The following is a 16413-nucleotide window of genomic DNA, read 5'->3' on the forward strand; positions in this document are numbered from 1 at the left end:
ACTTAGCCTCGCTCGGTGGAGCCCTGTGATAACAATCCCTCGTCAGCATGTGCTTTTTCTTTGTTGAATGTCAGTGTAAAGAGCACAAAAACTGCCAGCGCAAAGGCCGCAGGGAACAGCCAGATGTTTTGCCACAGATGGCCATCCGCCACGGTAAACTTTTCGGTAATTTGCCCTGCCACCCAGAACCCAATGAGCATGCCGACACCATAGGTAGCCAGGGTAATCATGCCTTGGGCGGAACTCTTGAATTTTTCGCCGGCTTTGGAGTTTGTGTAGATTTGGCCCGAGACGAAGAAGAAGTCGTAACAGATGCCGTGCAGAGCAATGCCGAGGATTAGCATGAATACAAGGTTGTCGGCATCGCCGAAAGCGAACAATGCGTATCTCAGTGCCCAGGCGATCATGCCGATCAGCAGCGTCAACTTGATGCCGAAGCGTTTAAGGAATATCGGCAGCACCAGCATAAAAAGTACTTCAGAAATCTGGCCAATGGTCATTTTGCCAGTGGCATTTTCAACGCCAATTTCCGTCAGGAAGGGGTTGGCGTTTTGGTAGTAGAATGCCAGGGGAATGCAGATCAGTACTGAAGAAAGGAAGAAGAGCGCAAAGTTGCGGTCTTTCAGCAGGCCCAGGGCATCCAGCCCCAGTGCATCGCGAAGCGTCAATCTTTCACCCAACGCAGCGGCGGGCGGTGTCGCGGGCAGGGTAAAGCTGAAGATACCCAGAATCAGGGATGCCAGGGCGCACATCAGGAAAGTGTTTTTCAACAGGCCCGCGGCAATGGCCTGCTGGGAATCCCAGGAGAAGCCATAGCTGATGATGAGCCCTGCGGCAATCCAGCCGACGGTACCCCACACCCGAATTTTGGCAAAGTCTTTGGCCGGGTCATTCATTTGCCGGAATGCCACTGAGTTGACCAGAGCGAGGGTCGGCATATACAGAATCATGTAGGCCAGTACAAAGGGATAAAAACTACCGAAGCTCTCGGCTCGATAGAGTTGATACATCAGCACTGCACCCACCAGATGAAGGATGCCAAGTATGCGCTCGGCATTGAAGTATCGGTCGGCGATCAACCCGACAATAAAAGGGGCGATGATGGCGCCCCAGGATTGGGTCGCAAAGGCCATACCGGTCTGGCTGCCGGTGGCATTGAGGTTATGGGCCAGGAATGTGCCCAGGGTGACGAACCATCCTCCCCAGATGAAAAACTGGAGGAACATCATAGCGCTGAGACGTATTTTTATAATATTCATGGTTGCCCACACTTTTTGTTAGAAATGTCCTATTCTGAATGGCACTAAGTTAAGCCGTAAGTGTGATGTAAAAAGCCCTGGCAGCAGGCACGCCCCAGGCCTTAACTTAGTGCTATTCCTTCCTGTTTCTAATTTTCAATACCCAGTATCCGGCGGTTGCGCTGCTCGCTGGTATTGCCGCCGGCAAAGTCGTCAAACGAGCGAGCGGCCTTGTTGATCATTCGTTCCTTTATGAAAGTCGCGCCTTCGGCCGCGCCCTGTTCGGCGTCTTTCAGGCAGCACTCCCATTCGAGCACTGCCCAGCCTTTAAAATCGTATTGGGTCAGCTTGCTGAAAATACTTCTGAAGTCCACTTGACCATCACCCAGTGAGCGGAATCGGCCCGGGCGATTCACCCAGTCTTCATAGCCGCCATAAACGCCGGCGCGGCCGGTGGGGTTGAACTCCGCATCCTTGACGTGAAACATGCGGATGCGGTCGTGGTAGCGATCGATAAAATCCAGGTAGTCGAGTTGCTGCAAGACAAAGTGACTGGGGTCAAAAAGAATGTTGGCCCGCGGGTGGTTGTCCACCGCTGCCAAAAATCTTTCAAAGGAGGCGCCGTCGTGCAGGTCCTCTCCCGGGTGGATTTCGTAGCAGACGTCGACACCGGCCTCATCGAAGGCATCCAGAATCGGTCGCCAGCGCCGCGCCAACTCGGCAAAACCCTGCTCAACCAGGCCGGCGGGGCGCTGGGGCCAGGGATAGACCAGATGCCAGAGCAGGGCGCCGGAAAAGGTGGCGTGCGCTTTTAGTCCCAGCCGTTGGCTCGCCTTGGCCGCCAGCTTCAACTGGTCGATGGCCCACTCGGTACGCGCTTTGGGATTGCCCGCGAGGGCGGCGGGGGCGAAGTTGTCGAACAGCTCATCATAGGCCGGATGCACCGCCACCAACTGCCCTTGAAGATGAGTGGACAGTTCGGTGATTTCTATCCCGGCTTCGGCACAGATGCCGCGCATGTCGTCGCAGTACGCCTGGCTTTCTGCCGCTTTCTTCAGGTCAAAAAACTGAGTGTTGCTGGTCGGGACTTGGATGCCTTTATAGCCTAGGGATGCGGCCCACTGGGCAATGGTATCCAGGCGGTTGAAAGGCGCCTCATCCGCCATAAACTGGGCCAGGAAAATCGCTGGCCCCTTGATACCTGTCATGTCAATGCTCCTCGTTTATCGTTATCGGTCTTCAGCCTACATTGGGCAATTCAATCCATTTGGCGTCGCTTTCCCGGCTGGCGACGACGGTTTCAATAAACGCCATACCGCGCAGGCCGGCCGAGATGCCGGGGACACCAGGTGCAGAGCCTGCCGCTCCGCTGCGAATAGCGGCCGCAAAATCCCGATACAGATTGCCCATGGCTTCGAGGTAGCCTTCGGGGTGGCCGCCCGGGAGCCGGCAGCGCCGCAACGCCTCGGCACTCAGGCCCGGCTGGTCGACGCCGGCGCGGAGCACCTGCATAGGTTGGCCAAGCTGGCGATAGACCAGGCTGTTGGGTGACATTTGTTGCCATTCCAGACCGCCTTTATCGCCATATACACGGATTTTTAACGCGTTCTCCTCGCCAGCACAGACCTGGCTGGCGATCAGTACACCGCTGGCGCCATTCCGGGTGCGGAAGAGGGCGGCACCGTCGTCGTCGAGCTGGCGATCCGGGAGGTGCGTATTCAGTTCGGCGCACAGGGAGGTAATCTGCTGGTCGGCGATGAATTCGGCCAGGCCAAAGGCGTGGGTGCCGATGTCGGCCATGCAACCGCTCGCGCCGGCCAGTGACGGATCACAGCGCCACGCAGCCTGCTTGTTGTCCTGGGCCTCCTGGTTTTCGCTGAGCCAGCCCTGGGGATATTCCACGTAGATCTTGCGCAGGGTACCGAGCATGCCTTCGCGCACCATCTCCCGCGCCTGCCACACCATGGGGTATCCCAGATAGGTATGCGCAAGGCCGTACAGGCAGTTGGACGCATCCAGGGCCTGGGCCAACTGCTGGGCCTCCCCCAGGGAAACGGCGGCGGGTTTCTCGGAAAATACGTGGAAACCGGAGTTGATCGCCGCTAAAGCAATGGGTACATGCAAATGGTTGGGGGTTGTGATAACCAACATCTCCATGCGCTCAGGCGCCGGGCGCTGGGCCTCCTGCTCGATGAGCGCTTGCCAGGAGTTGTAGGTGCGGTCAACTGCCAACCCGAGATCGGTTGCTGTGCGCCGATTGTTGTCGGGATCGCGGCTGAAGGCGCCGCACACCAGTTCGATCCTGGCGTCCAGTGCCGCGGCACAGCGGTGGACGGCGCCGATAAAGGCACCTTCGCCGCCGCCTATCATGCCCATACGTACTTTATTCTGATCTGTTTTCATAGGGCTCCTTAGACCACTTCACCTTGGAGAAATGCTGCTTGATTAGCAAAATGTATCCGAATACATTTGAGGCCGTCAACATAACAATGTATCCGGATACATACAAGATAGAAAATGCTTTCTGTGCAGTTCGGCACATTTTGTCGCAATATCGTCGTTAGTTGGCACGGAAAGTGAAATTTTGGTTAGTTCCTGGGCAGGGTTGGCGCATACTTATGATACCGGATACAATCCCGGTGTTTGAGAAGTAGTGTCCTGCATGGCAGGCGTCCGTGGAGGGGGGGGATGTCAAACAATCGAGAGGTCGCAAAACTGGCGGGGGTGTCTGTGGCCACGGTGTCACGCGCCTTGCAAAAGCCGGAGCTTGTTTCCTTGAAAACCCGCAACAAGGTTCTATCGGCAATCAAGAAGCTCGATTACAGGCCAAACCTAATGGCGGCAAAGTTTCGCTCAGGCAAGTCTGGGAATCTGGTAGTGCTTGTGCCGACCGTAGCCAACCTGTTTTTTGCAAGGGTTATCAGCGGGATGCAAGAGGCGGCCCACAAAAGGAGCTATTCCATTTTGTTGTGCAACACTTTCGGCAATCCGGAAATGGAAGAGGGATACGCGAAGATGGTGCATACGTTCCAGGCGGATGGGGTCATTCAGTTGCGAGCTCACAACCCCTTCCGTGCAGAAGATGCTGGCGGTAACGCTGCGCTGCCGATGGTTAATGCCTGTGAAGTGCTGGACGACACAACGGTTCCGACGGTCGCTCTGGATAATCGCGCGGCGGCGCGCGCCATGACCGAACACTTGCTCCAGTTGGGTCACCGGCGCATTGCGGTCATCAAGGGGCCTAAGAGCAGCCCATTGACCCGTGACCGCCTTGCGGGCTATCGCGACGCATTGGAGGGGGCTGGAATAGCTTTTGATGAAAGCCTTTTATGTCCCGGTGACTTTACCTTGCATTCCGGCCACAAGGCCGCCGGTGTTTTAATCGATCTCAATGAGAGACCCACGGCAATTTTTTGCGAAAACGACGAAATGGCCATAGGCGCCCTACAGCGTATCAAGCAAAGCGGCCTCAGGGTGCCCGACGATATCTCGGTCGCAGGGTTTGACGATATTGCCTTCGCGCCATTCAGCGACCCACCCCTGACAACGATAGCCCAGCCCGCCGAGGAGTTCGGCAGTACAGCCGTGTCGTTGTTGATTGATTTACTTGAGGGTCGGATCAAAAAGGCTCCGAAGGTTATTTTGCCATTTGAGTTGGTTGTCAGGGCCAGCACAGGGCCAGCTTCAATCGAGGAGACATTGCAATGACTGACAATAATAAAGCGGGATCAAAGAAAGGCGCGTTAATCAGCCGGCGCCAATTGCTGGGTTTGGGCGCAGGGCTTGGCTTGGGCACAGGACTGGGGTTGATGGCAATTCCGGGGCTGAGTCCCCTGGCCAAGTCCACACCTCAGAAAAAAATAGGCCTGCAGCTATACACTCTGCGTGACTTAATGGCCAAAAGTGTGCCAGAAACGCTCAAACTCGCGGCCAGTATTGGTTACCGGGAGGTCGAGTTTGCCGGGTATTTCGACCACAAGCCCAAAGTGCTGCGCGAGATACTGGATAGCGAAGGGCTCGTCGCGCCATCAACCCATGCGCCGCTGGAAAGTCTGCAAAAAGATTTTGAATCCCTGATAGAAGCGGCCCAGATTCTGGGGCACAGGTACATAGTCGTGCCTTATCTCAATGATGAGCAGCGGGGCACCGGTATCGATACCTACAAGCGCCTGGCTGAACAGTTCAATATCCTGGGTGAACGCTGCTCCAAGGCCGGACTCCGATTTGCCTACCATAACCACGCATTTGAATTCGACAAAGTGGACGATCAGGTTCCTTACCATGTCATTCTGGCTGAAACCGATCCACAGTATGTTTATATGGAGCTGGATCTCTACTGGACTGCCAAAGCCGGGAAAGATCCTCTGGACTATTTTCGCAAGCATCCCGGGCGATTCCGACTCTGGCATGTCAAGGACATGGACGAGAATGGTAACTTTGCCGATGTTGGTCAGGGCGTTATCGACTTCCGCCGGATTTTCGCCGCTGCGGACATTGCGGGACTTGAGCACGGCTTTGTGGAGCGGGATCATACCGATGATCCGATCAGCACCATTCGCCAGGGCTATAAAGGAATGAAACAATTAGCCTCTCATACGAATGGTACTAAATTAAGCTGAAAGTGTGATGTTGGTGGCCGTCGGAGCGCAGCAAGCGAAGTGTACAAGTAGTACATGAGCACTGTGAGCACCGCCGGCTCCAAGCCTATCACTAGCCAATCGCCTCGCGCGCATACTGTTGGCGGAGAAATGGAACCTTCACGGTGGTAAGGGTTCCCGCCCGCCATATCCACTCTGCGGGTCCATAGTGAAAGCGGTCCATCCATAAATGGGCGAAGGTGGTCAGCGCCGCGAATATCGCCAGGCCCATGAGCAGGGCGCCGCCCTGGCCAATGCCCTGGTACCAGCCGAGGCCAAACGGATAGAAAAGAGGAACGCAGATAAGGGCCTGTATGAGATAGATACTGAGGCTCATGCGGCCGCAGGGCGCGAGCAGGTTGAGCAGGCGGCGTGGCAGGTTTTTCCGATACAAATGGACAAACACCAGGATGCCCAATGCCGTGAGCGCAGTGGAAACGTAGGAGTCCAATGTCTGTCCGATATAGTATCCGGCCATGCCCCGGCCTTGGAATGCATCCTCGGGCAGTTGTTGCAGGTACTGTTGCAGCACCAACAGCACCAGTGAAATCGCCAGCGACCATCCCAGCGCCAGCCGCCGCTGGCGGGCATAGCGGTCCGGATCGGCAAAAAAACCTGTTCGTCCCAGCAGCAGGCCGATCATAAAGAGCCCGGCCAGTTGAATACCGCGGCCGGATTCAATGAAAAACATCCATTTGGTCAACATGCCTTTCCAAGCATTGTGGGCGAGCAGTTGTCCCAGGCTGCCGTCCTTCATCACCTCGAAGGCCTCCCCGTACATGGCCCAATGGCGCGGCATGTCATTGGCGCCGGGCGAGTTGGCGAGCGCCGCCAGGGACTGATAGATGCCCGGCAACTGCGCAATGCAAAGGGCCGCCAGAACGACAAGGATTTTGTTGCTGAGGCGGTTTGCCAGCAGCAGCCCGAGGCCAATGAGCGCCAGTATTTGCAGGATATCCCCCATGTAGATCAGGGAGTGCAGAGTGCCCAGCATCAGCAACAGCAGCAAGCGCCACAGGAAGCGGCCGGCGAAGTCGATACCCCGGCGGTCCATGATGATAAAGAAACTCAAGCCGAAGAGCGTCGCAAAGACAGCGTAGGCCTTACCGGCAAACAGGAAAAATACTACCTTGTGTAGCGGCGTGGGGGTGGGATCGATCCAGTAGAGATCGAAATACTCCAGGCAGTGCACAAGGAAAAGCCCCAGCAGAGCGAAGCCGCGCAGGGCGTCGACGAGAAGGAGGCGTTCCTGTTGTGCCCGCGACGAAAACCCGGAAGTTATGCCTTGCATGTTTTTATCTCTTACTTGGGAGGAAGGTAACTTTTCTTCGCACTGTTATTAACCTGGTCCCGAGCCATCGACAAGCTGATACGCCTTGCTGAGAAACAAGGGGTAAAGGGGATCGTGCCGGAACATGTTCAGGTAGAAGAGAGCAATCATGTCTTTCTCAGGATCAATGATATAGGCCGTTCCCAGCATGCCTCCCCAGGCATAGGCGGTATTCGACACTTCCGGAACCGGTTTTTTAGCATTATGGAGTTCGAATCCCAACCCGAACTGAAAATCCTCCGCGCCGGAATGCTGAGCGGGAAGGCGATTGATCTCGGTCATCAATTCCACGGTTTCCGGCTTTAAAATGCGCTTGCCATTGAACTCCCCTTTGTTGAGCAGCATCTGGCAGAACCTGGCGTAGTCCCCGATCGGGCCGTTCAGGCCGATGGCGCCTTCGCTGTAGCTCTGTTGCGTGCTCACCGTCCCCTGGCTGTAGATGTTGGTGGCCGGTTGCAATTGGCCGTCCACGGCATTGTAGGCCTTGACGAAACGATCGATTGCCTCCGGCTCGTAGTACCAGTCAGTGTCGTCCATGCCCAGCGGCTCGAGCACGGACTTTTTGACATACTCCCGCAGCGGCATTCCGGAAATGCGCTCGATCAGGTAGCCGAGCATATTGCTGCTGACGTGGTAATTCCAATCGCTGCCCGGATCGAAGCCGAGGGGGTATTTAGCCAGGGCGAGCATCTCCTCCTCGAGGTATCTGGCATGGTAATCGCCACCGCCGCTATGCTGGCCGTGGGGCGTGAAGCCAGGGGGCGCGCCGCCGAAGCCGACGGGGCGGAAGTCCGTTTGCCGGTCGGCCCTTTGAAGCTCGCCGGCCAGGCCGGCGCCGAGCCCGGACGTATGCGACATCAGGTGGACGAAGGTCAATGGGGTGGCGGCGGGGCGTGTTTCGTAGGTGCCGTCCTCGTGGATGGCGGTCACCACCTCGTCGGGGATTTCGGGAAAATATTTGGCCACCGGGTCGTCGATGGATACCAGCCCCTGTTCGACGAGGGTCATAAAGGCAACGGTAACCACCGCCTTGGTCTGGGAGAAGAGCACATAATAGTCGTCAACGGTCGCGGGCACGCCGTTCTCAACGTCCTTCCAGCCAACGGCGTTGGAGTAGAGGACCCTGCCGCCTTTCGCTACGAAGGCCGCCACGCTGCTGGCCTTTTTCTCATCGACGAACGACTGGAGCAGTTGGTCGATATCGGCAACCGCTTCTGCCGGTGGGCCTTGCCGGGGCTCAACAGCGGAGTAGTCAAACCGTTGTGGCACTTCGCTTTGGGACTTTTCTGCCGAGCATCCCGGGAGAGCGATGGGCAGGATCAGTAGCAGTGCGCGTATGAAATATGTCTTCATGGTCTTTTCGTGTTTTTCCCTGAAAATTTACAGTTTTTATCAGGCACTTATTCGGGAAGGGCACCGAAGTACAGAAAAACCTCTCCCTGGTACCACTGCCCCAGGCGGCGCACCCGGTTGGGACCGCCCTGGGGACCGTGTGCCTCCGGCGGATGGAACTTGGTGCCTATGGGCGCTATGCCGCTGAGCAGTGAGATATCCCCTGGGGGAAACTCGACACTCGTCTGCATGGGGTCTTTGGCTTCCTTCGGGGTGAACAGCCGCAGGAAAGTGTCTTCCCCGGTGGCGACCAGGGTGATGGGCAATTCGCGGGTTTCCAGTTGCGCCCAGTAGAGGTCGCGGTGGAAGCCCTTGAATTCCGGGTAATCCCAGGATTGGCCGGTTATCGTGTCGTTGTAGTTTTTGTGCCAGGTATCGAAGGTCACGCCCTTGAGGCGGTTTTTCCATACCCGGTAGGGACCGCGGCCCAGCCAGCGGACGCCGGTGACCTTTTCCTCCGGGTAATCGAAGGTTACGCCCAGGTAGTCCGTCTCCATTTGCCCGGGGAACTGGTAGGCATAGCCGAGCTGCAGCCAGCCGCCCGGGTGCAGGCGCCACTCGACCCGGCGCAGTTCACCTTCGTATTGGACGCTGACGACCTGTGCACCGTTCTCCTGTCGCAAGCCAATGCTCGACAGCTTTCCGCTTCCGGAAACCAGCCGCGGGCCGTTGCCCAGGGACAGGGTTTTCCCGGTGCGGCTGACGCCGGCCAGGCGCCCGGTATTCTTGTCGATTGACAGCAGCAGGTCGTCGGTGCCGAGGCGGATCTGTGATTCGGTTTCCTCTGCCGTCACAACGCCTTCACTGTCGCTCTTGACTATGCGCTCGGCCATCGCCGCGGGCGGGGTGATCATCCAGGTCCAGGTGTAGATATCCCGGCCGCTGGGATCCGTCGCCGACAGGGCCAGTGCATCCCGGGACTGCCAGTCTTCTGGCAGTGCCAGCCGCAGGCTGCCGGAGCGCCCTGGGGCCACATCGGGCGAGCTGGCTGCACCCTGGGCCGCTACCCTGTGAGCAGCCGTTTGCGCCGGGCCGGGATAATCGATCAGCGCCCAGCGAAAATCCAGTTCGCGCAGGTTGGTGAAGTCGTAGCGGTTTTCGACCCGCAAGACGCCGTCGAAACCGACCGGCAAACGGCTCTGCTCGCTCTGCGGAAAATACACCGGAGACCAGATTTCGCGGATGGCGAAGAAGCTGCCCTCTTTTTCCCGGTAAGGCCCGAGGATACCGTCGGGCGCGGAATTGCCCGCGGTGTCGATGGCTCCGTCCCAATCGTCGCGCACCAGGCCCTCGTCGAGCAGGGCCCAGATAAAGCCGCCGGCGGACAGCGGGTTTTGCAGCATGCGTTTCCACCAGTCGTCCAGGCCCGCACCGGCGCCGCCGTCGTAGAGGCCGTGCAGGAATTCGGTGGGCATAAATACCTCGTTGCCGCCGAACAGGTGGCCGGTGCAGCAGTCGTAGCGCTCGTAGTGGGCGGTATTGATGCCGCCAAACAACTCCCAGGGGTGGATCACCGGACGGCGCTGGGTATCCCAGTGGTGGTAGTCCCCGTCCAGTTCCGTATTCCAACCGCCCTCGTTGCCGTTGGCCCAGATAATCACCGAAGGGTGGTTGTGATCGCGCAGGATCAGTTCCTTCACCAGCGGCCGGCCCGCCTCGGTGCTGTAGGCGTCCTGCCAGCCGGTGAGTTCGTCAATCACATAGAGTCCCAGTTCGTCGGTCATTTCCAGGAAATGCCGGTCCGGCGGGGAATGGCCGACGCGCACGGCGTTCATGTTCATATCCTTCATCAGCTCCACGTCCCGGCGGCTGATTTCCGGACTGGTGGTGCGCCCGGAGTCGGGCCAGAAGGAGTGGCGGTTGGCGCCTTTCAGGCGCACCTTGCGGCCGTTGACATAGAGTCCGTCCCGCGGGCGGACTTCGACGGTGCGGAAACCGAAGGTCTCCTCCACCCGGTGCAGGGTTTTATTGTGCTTGCGGAGTTCGAAGATGGCTTTGTAGCGGTGGGGTTTTTCCGCGCTCCAGGGAAGGATACCTTTCGCCCGGGTTTCCACGGAAACCTGTTCCTGGCCCGGAGAAACCTTTACCGAAAACGGCCGGCCTATGCGCTTGCCATCGAGGGTGGTGATCTCCGCGCGCACGGAATCGGCGCTGTCGATGCCGCCCAGAAAAACCGACCCGCGAAAATCGCCGGTGTGCCCGGCATCCAGTGCCGCGCGCCGGATATGCTCCGCCGGCCTGGCTTCCAGCCACACCGGCCGGTAGATGCCGCTGAACATCCAGAAATCCGCGCGGCGTTCGGCGAGATTGATGGATGCGTCGTCGGAATAGCGTGTGACCCTGACTTCCAGCAGGTTGTCTTCGTCGTAGTTCAGGTGTTCGCCGATATCGTAGCGGAACTCGTAAAAACCGCCCCGGTGGACCGGGCCGGCGGGGGCGCCGTTGATACGCACCTCGGTATCGGTCATGGCGCCACCAAAGACGATTTCAATGTTTTTGCCCTGCCAGTCGGCGGGCACGGAAAAAGTGTGGCGGTACAAGCCCTCCCGGTCCGGCGCGGCCGGTTCCTCCCAGTCGCTCCAGTAGCGGTAGCTGCCGAAGCCCTGCGTCTCCCAGTTGGAGGGCACCGGAATAGTCGTCCAGTGCCCGCTGTTGCGACCGCCGCTGACCTTGAATTGCCAGTCGATGGTGTGGTCCTTGTCGGTGCCGCTGAGATAGCGGATCTCGGTCGGCTCGGCGAAAGCCGCCGCGGACAGGGCCAGGAGAAAGAATGCGAATATAGGCCGGGAAAGCATTATTTACCTCTCGATTATTACAGCAGGACATCTCTGGAAAGAGCTGCCGTTGCGCACCTGAACAACCTCTGATTAACGTCGTTCCGGAGCAAGCCGGAATCGGCTGCTCTCCTGGACTCCGGCTTGCGCCGGAGTGACGAAATGGACTTATTCAGAAGTTCCTAAGTTATTTTCTCTTTAAGGATGGGCTCGCGCCCATCCTTAAAAAATTTCATTGTTGCAACGGGGCCGGCGTAGCGACCCCGACCCCCTTGGTTTACTGGCAGACATCCCCGGAAATCGCGGGGATCTCCAGCGGTTCACTACTGTCCTTCTCTCCCTGGAAACCGAACTCGGCGTAGGCGCCGGGCTGTATCTTGCGGTTCCATCCCAATGACTTGGCGGTGTAGGGATTGCTGCCGCTGACATTGGCGTTCCAGGTGTTGGTCAGCCGGCTGCTGCCGCTGTAGCTGAAGTTCACTTCCCAGCCGTCGATCTCCGCACTGCCGTTGTTGGTGATGCGGATACTGCCGGTAAAGCCCGCCCCCCAGTGGTCGCCCTCGATATACTCGCAATTGCTACTGCCGCCGCCGGAACTGGACGAACTGGAACTGGACGAGCTGGAACTGGAGCTCGAGCTGCTGGACGAGCTGGAACTGGAGCTCGAGCTGCTGGACGAGCTGGAACTGCTGGACGAACTGGAGCTGCTCGACGAACTGGACGAACTCGAACTGCTGGACGAAGAGCTGGAACCACCGCCAACCGGATCTGCGTACAGCAGCCCGCGGCCGTTGGTGCCCAGGTAAACCCGGCCGAAAATGCGCGGGTCGCCGGTAATGGCTTCGCCCATATTGCCGTACTGGTGCTGGTCGTCGTTGATGCGCACCCAGCTTTGGCCCTCGTCGGTGGAGCGGAAGACTCCGGTCACGCCGTCGACGGTGCCCACCAGGTACAGGGCCTGGTAATTCGCACCGCTCGCCGGGGCGCCCAGGCCGATATTGACTCCGCCCTCGACACTGGCGATTTTGCTGAAGCTGGTACCGGAATCCGTGGAGCGCCAAAGCCCGGTAACCGTTGCATCGCCGCCGACGCCGCCACCGGCGAGCCACAGGTGACCTTCCAGGCCAGGCGCGGCGACAAACTTGCCGCTGTCCGGCAGGCCGCTGGCGGCGGTGGCCGAGAAGCTGGCGCCGCCGTCGATGGAGACATGGAAGGTGCCGCCGCTAAAGGCGTAGAACTTGTTCGGATTTACCCTGTCGCTCTCCACCCGCGCGCCCTGGGGTACGCCGGAGGACTGGGTCCAGGAGCTGCCGAGGGTGGTGGAGTAGTGCACCGCCGCGCCTTCCGGGCTCCACACGATATTTCCGCCGTTCGCGCTCATGGCGACATTACCGCCGCCGGTCACGCCGCCCGGCTCCTGCCCCTGCCACCAGCTGTCGCCGGCGGAGGTGGAAATACCGATATGCGCCTCGTCGGCGTTGCCCACGCGCACCATGGTGTTGGGATCGAGTTCGGCGAAGTCGATGCCGGTGGTGCTGGTCAGGTAGGGTGCGGTGTACATCAGGTCCGGAACCGCATCCACGTCCAGGTGCTTGAAGCCGCCGATATCACCCAGCGCGGAAAAAATATTCGCGGTGCCGCTGGGCGGGCTGGCGAGGTCGAGCACCGCGGTCTCCTCCAATCCCGCGATCATTGGACGGATGGTGATGATACCGTTGCTGTCCCAGTCGGTGAGGTTGGTGGAGCCGTAAATGGTGGCGCCGGTGCCGTACATAAAGCGGTTTGAATTATGCGGATCGATTTCCACCGACTCGTTCATCCAGCCCAGCTTGGGGGTTTCCTCCGGCGGTTGCGAATTCTGGCCGAAGGTGAGCCAGGGCACGCTGCTGATATCCATGGTGTAGCGTTTTGTGCGCTCCGGATAGTTGCCCCAGTCCCAGATGCGCGTCCAGGTGCCGCCACCGTCGGTGCTGCGGTACAGGATCATGTCCGGCCACCAGGAGTTCAGCGAGGCCACCATAATGGTGTCCGGATTCTGGCGGTCGATGGTGAGGCCTGAAAAGCCGTAGTAGGGATCGCCGCCAACGGTCGGGGTGATATCGGTCCAGGTCTCCGTCGCCGCGTCGAATTTCCACACCGCGCCGGCCTCTCCGTCGTAGGGGCCGCCGGTATCGCTGGTGGCTACATAGAGGACGCCGTTGACTTCGTCGTAGACCCCTTTGTGGGGGATATATCCGCTGGGCGCGCCGGGAATGGCCTCCCAGGTGGCGCCGCCGTCGGTGGAGCGGTAGAGGGATTCACCCAGGTCCGCCACGCCCACGTAGATGACGTCACTGCCCTGGCCCGGGCTGCCGGAGGTGGAGTCGAAGGTTACCCATACCACTCCCTGCAATTGGTTCAGGTAATTGTTCGGATCGCCGGGGTCCTGAGCGTAGGTACCGGGATTGGGGAAGTTGCTCACTTCGGACCAGGTGACACCGTAATCGGTGCTGCGCCAGAGCCCGTTGCCCCCTTCCGCGCCGAAATAAATGGTGCTGTTGTCGTTGGGATCGATGCGCAGCCGCTCGCCCATGCCGCGGCCGGGCATATTGCCGCCCACCTTGAACGGCAGTTCAGTGACCTGCCAGGTGGTGCCGCGGTCGGTGGAGCGGGCGATGCCGCCATTGTTCGGGTCCCAGCCGTTGGTGTACAGGCCCAGTGCGGCGTAGACGCGGTCCGGGTCCACCGGGTCGGTGGCCATGCTCATCACCCCGTTCCAGCCCCATTTGTCCCAGCCGACCCAGTCCAGCAGGGGAATCCATTTCTGTGCGCTCTCATCCCAGCGATAGGCGCCGCCGATATCGGTGCGCGCGTAAATCAGGTTGGGCTCGGTGCGGTTGAAAATAATTCCCGGCACAAAGCCGCCGCCGTCGATACGCACATTCTTCCAGTTGTACTCCTCTGCCGGTGCAGCGCTGGCGGTGGACGTCAGCAGGGACAGCGCGCAGGCCTTCAATAGTGCAGGCCAGGAAAACCTCGACAATGACGATGGGTTTTTCATCGGTAAACTCCTCTCATATCGCGTTGTTAATTATTTTTTGGGTGTGGAGGAGGGGTACCTCTACGCCGCACTTCCACGATGTGCGGTGCAACTACAAAAGGTTTTACTTTTTTATTCTTTCCGTCCTGGCAGATGGGCACGCCTGGTGGCGATACTGTTGAGCCAGGTTACCCTGTAGGAGCCTGCTTGCAGGCGAACGGTTACGGAGTTCTGTTCTTATTCGCCTGCAAGCAGGCTCCTACAGGGTGCCGATTCTTAACTCAACAGTATTACGCCCACCAGTCCGGTTACCACCAAGTGGCATAGAGCGCGGTCAGCACCAATGTGATCCCCAGCGCCGCCAGGTTGAAACCCTGGGTGGTGGAGAAATTGATCTCGCCCAGCGCGACGGTGTCACCGCCGCCGCTGTTAATCACCAGGTCGCGGCGCGTTTCCAACAGAGACACACTCACGGCGAGCGCCAGGCAGATCAGGAATACCAGGCCCATGCGGTCCATAAACGGCAGCGCCGGCCACCCGAGCTTCAGCGCCAGCGACAAGGCCGCCGAACCAATGGCGACCACCAGTGCCGAGTTGGCGGTGGCGCGCGGCCAGAAGACGCCGAGCGCGAACAGCACCGCGATGCCCGGGGTAAAGAAGCCGGTGAATTCCTGGATATACTGGAAGGCCTGCTCGAACTGGCCCAGCAGCGGCTGCGCACAGACCATGCCCAGCACCAGCGACACCAGGCTGGCAACCCGGCCCACTTTCACATAGTGGCGCTCACTCTTTTCGGGCTGGTAGTGCGAGTAGATATCCATAGTGAAAATTGTGGCGATGCTGTTGGTCATGGAGGCCAGCGAGGAGACGATGGCCGCCACCAGCGCCGCGAACACCAGGCCCTTGAAGCCCACCGGCATCAGGTTCATCAACTGCGGGTAGGCCTGGTCCGGGCGCTCCAGGTCCGGAATCAACAGCACCGCGGCGATACCGGGCAGCACCACGATCAGCGGCATCAGCAGCTTCAGGTAGGCGGCGAAGGCGATGCCCTTCTGGCCCTCCTCAATGGATTTCGCGGCCAGCGCCCGCTGGATGATGTACTGGTTGAAGCCCCAGTAGGCGAAGTTCACTATCCACATGCCGCCGAGCAGCACTGACAGGCCCGGCAGGCTGATGTAGTTGGGGTTGTCCTTGGACAGGATCATGTCGAACTTCTCCGGCACTCGCTGTGTCAGCTCGACAAAGCCGGCGATTGGGCCCTTGCCATCGGCGATCAGATCCAGTGCCAGGTAGGACAGCATCAGCCCGCCCAGTATCAGTAGCACCACCTGGATAATATCGGTCAGTGCCACCGCCTTGAGCCCGCCGTAGAGGGAATAGGCCGCGGAAAAAAGGCCCAGGAAAAGCAACCCGAACAGCAGCTCCACCCTGGCGATGGCGTTGATCGCCAGCGCCCCCAGCCACAGCACCGAGGTCAGGTTCACGAAGGTGTAGACGCCCAGCCAGAAGATGGCCATTACCAGCTTCACGCGCTGGTCGTAGCGCTGCTCCAGGAACTGCGGCATGGTGTAGATGCCCTTGCGCACGAACACCGGCAGGAAATATTTGCCGACTAAGATGAGCGTGATCGCCGCCATCCACTCATAGGAGGCGATGCCCAGGCCAATGGCGTAGCCTGAACCGGACATGCCGATAATCTGCTCCGCGGAAATATTGGCCGCGATCAGCGAGGCCCCCACCGCCCACCAGGGCAGGCCCTTGCCGGCGAGGAAGTAGTCCTGGGTGTTTTTCTGGTGCCCGCTTTTTTCGCGGGAAACCAGATATCCTATGGTGATCAGCATCGCCACATAGGCGATAAAGATCATCAGGTCGACGGTTGCTAGTTGCATGGTTCTCACCTTCTACAGTTATTGTTCTGAACACTTTGCCTGATCCCGCTGCGGGCATTTGGCGTTGGCTTTGAGCAAGGTGTCGCCATCCATGGCGCGACGTGTCCACGTTTATCCAAGCCCGGCCCACCATC

10 protein-coding genes are annotated in these 16413 nt (G+C 59.1%); 2 read left to right on the plus strand and 8 right to left on the minus strand.

Translation table 11 applies throughout. The features are described 5' to 3' along the window. Positions 1-2: 2 nt before the first annotated feature. The 3 genes from PP263_RS19855 to PP263_RS19865 form a co-directional block, all read right to left on the minus strand. Positions 3-1259, minus strand: a complete 1257-nt coding sequence (locus PP263_RS19855) for a nucleoside permease (RefSeq protein ID WP_308365748.1) — start codon at positions 1257-1259, stop codon at positions 3-5. Between the two features lie 128 nt (positions 1260-1387). Continuing rightward, positions 1388-2446: a sugar phosphate isomerase/epimerase family protein gene (locus PP263_RS19860; RefSeq protein ID WP_308365750.1), complete on the minus strand. Its 1059-nt coding sequence runs from the start codon at positions 2444-2446 to the stop codon at positions 1388-1390. A gap of 31 nt (positions 2447-2477) precedes the next feature. Next, positions 2478-3641: a Gfo/Idh/MocA family oxidoreductase gene (locus PP263_RS19865; protein WP_308365751.1), complete on the minus strand. Its 1164-nt coding sequence runs from the start codon at positions 3639-3641 to the stop codon at positions 2478-2480. A gap of 285 nt (positions 3642-3926) precedes the next feature. Here PP263_RS19865 and PP263_RS19870 point away from each other — a divergent pair, with 285 nt between their 5' ends. Together PP263_RS19870 and PP263_RS19875 are read left to right on the plus strand one after the other, a co-directional pair. Then, a complete protein-coding gene (locus PP263_RS19870; protein ID WP_308365752.1) occupies positions 3927-4946 on the plus strand; it encodes a LacI family DNA-binding transcriptional regulator in 1020 nt (339 codons plus the stop codon). Beyond that, a complete protein-coding gene (locus tag PP263_RS19875; protein ID WP_308365753.1) occupies positions 4943-5857 on the plus strand; it encodes a sugar phosphate isomerase/epimerase in 915 nt (304 codons plus the stop codon). The genes PP263_RS19870 and PP263_RS19875 overlap by 4 nt, the downstream gene beginning before the upstream one ends. A 91-nt stretch (positions 5858-5948) precedes the next feature. Here the strand turns inward: PP263_RS19875 and PP263_RS19880 are convergent, their stop codons facing one another. The 5 genes from PP263_RS19880 to PP263_RS19900 form a co-directional block, all read right to left on the minus strand. After that, the gene (locus tag PP263_RS19880; protein WP_308365754.1) at positions 5949-7166 is read right to left on the minus strand and encodes a DUF418 domain-containing protein; all 1218 of its coding nucleotides are present in this window, start codon (positions 7164-7166) and stop codon (positions 5949-5951) included. Between the two features lie 48 nt (positions 7167-7214). After that, positions 7215-8558 carry a serine hydrolase domain-containing protein gene (locus PP263_RS19885; RefSeq protein WP_308365756.1) on the minus strand — a complete coding sequence of 448 codons (1344 nt, stop codon included), beginning with the start codon at positions 8556-8558 and terminating at the stop codon, positions 7215-7217. A 47-nt stretch (positions 8559-8605) separates the two neighbouring features. Continuing rightward, a complete protein-coding gene (locus PP263_RS19890) occupies positions 8606-11392 on the minus strand; it encodes a glycoside hydrolase family 2 TIM barrel-domain containing protein (RefSeq protein WP_308365758.1) in 2787 nt (928 codons plus the stop codon). Between the two features lie 256 nt (positions 11393-11648). After that, the gene (locus PP263_RS19895; RefSeq protein WP_308365759.1) at positions 11649-14411 is read right to left on the minus strand and encodes a cellulose binding domain-containing protein; all 2763 of its coding nucleotides are present in this window, start codon (positions 14409-14411) and stop codon (positions 11649-11651) included. A 287-nt stretch (positions 14412-14698) separates the two neighbouring features. Continuing rightward, positions 14699-16279: a sodium/sugar symporter gene (locus tag PP263_RS19900; protein ID WP_308365760.1), complete on the minus strand. Its 1581-nt coding sequence runs from the start codon at positions 16277-16279 to the stop codon at positions 14699-14701. Positions 16280-16413: the final 134 nt, after the last annotated feature.

Source organism: Microbulbifer sp. TB1203 (genome assembly GCF_030997045.1).
In the GTDB taxonomy this organism is placed as follows: domain Bacteria; phylum Pseudomonadota; class Gammaproteobacteria; order Pseudomonadales; family Cellvibrionaceae; genus Microbulbifer.

Excerpts from the sequence above, each read along its gene's own strand:
- PP263_RS19865 (WP_308365751.1), bottom strand. The coding sequence starts at position 3,641 with ATGAAAACAGATCAGAATAAAGTACGTATGGGCATGATAGGCGGCGGC.
- PP263_RS19890 (WP_308365758.1), bottom strand. The coding sequence starts at position 11,392 with ATGCTTTCCCGGCCTATATTCGCATTCTTTCTCCTGGCCCTGTCCGCG.
- PP263_RS19855 (WP_308365748.1), bottom strand. The coding sequence starts at position 1,259 with ATGAATATTATAAAAATACGTCTCAGCGCTATGATGTTCCTCCAGTTT.
- PP263_RS19870 (WP_308365752.1), top strand. The coding sequence starts at position 3,927 with ATGTCAAACAATCGAGAGGTCGCAAAACTGGCGGGGGTGTCTGTGGCC.
- PP263_RS19885 (WP_308365756.1), bottom strand. The coding sequence starts at position 8,558 with ATGAAGACATATTTCATACGCGCACTGCTACTGATCCTGCCCATCGCT.
- PP263_RS19895 (WP_308365759.1), bottom strand. The coding sequence starts at position 14,411 with ATGAAAAACCCATCGTCATTGTCGAGGTTTTCCTGGCCTGCACTATTG.
- PP263_RS19860 (WP_308365750.1), bottom strand. The coding sequence starts at position 2,446 with ATGACAGGTATCAAGGGGCCAGCGATTTTCCTGGCCCAGTTTATGGCG.
- PP263_RS19880 (WP_308365754.1), bottom strand. The coding sequence starts at position 7,166 with ATGCAAGGCATAACTTCCGGGTTTTCGTCGCGGGCACAACAGGAACGC.
- PP263_RS19875 (WP_308365753.1), top strand. The coding sequence starts at position 4,943 with ATGACTGACAATAATAAAGCGGGATCAAAGAAAGGCGCGTTAATCAGC.
- PP263_RS19900 (WP_308365760.1), bottom strand. The coding sequence starts at position 16,279 with ATGCAACTAGCAACCGTCGACCTGATGATCTTTATCGCCTATGTGGCG.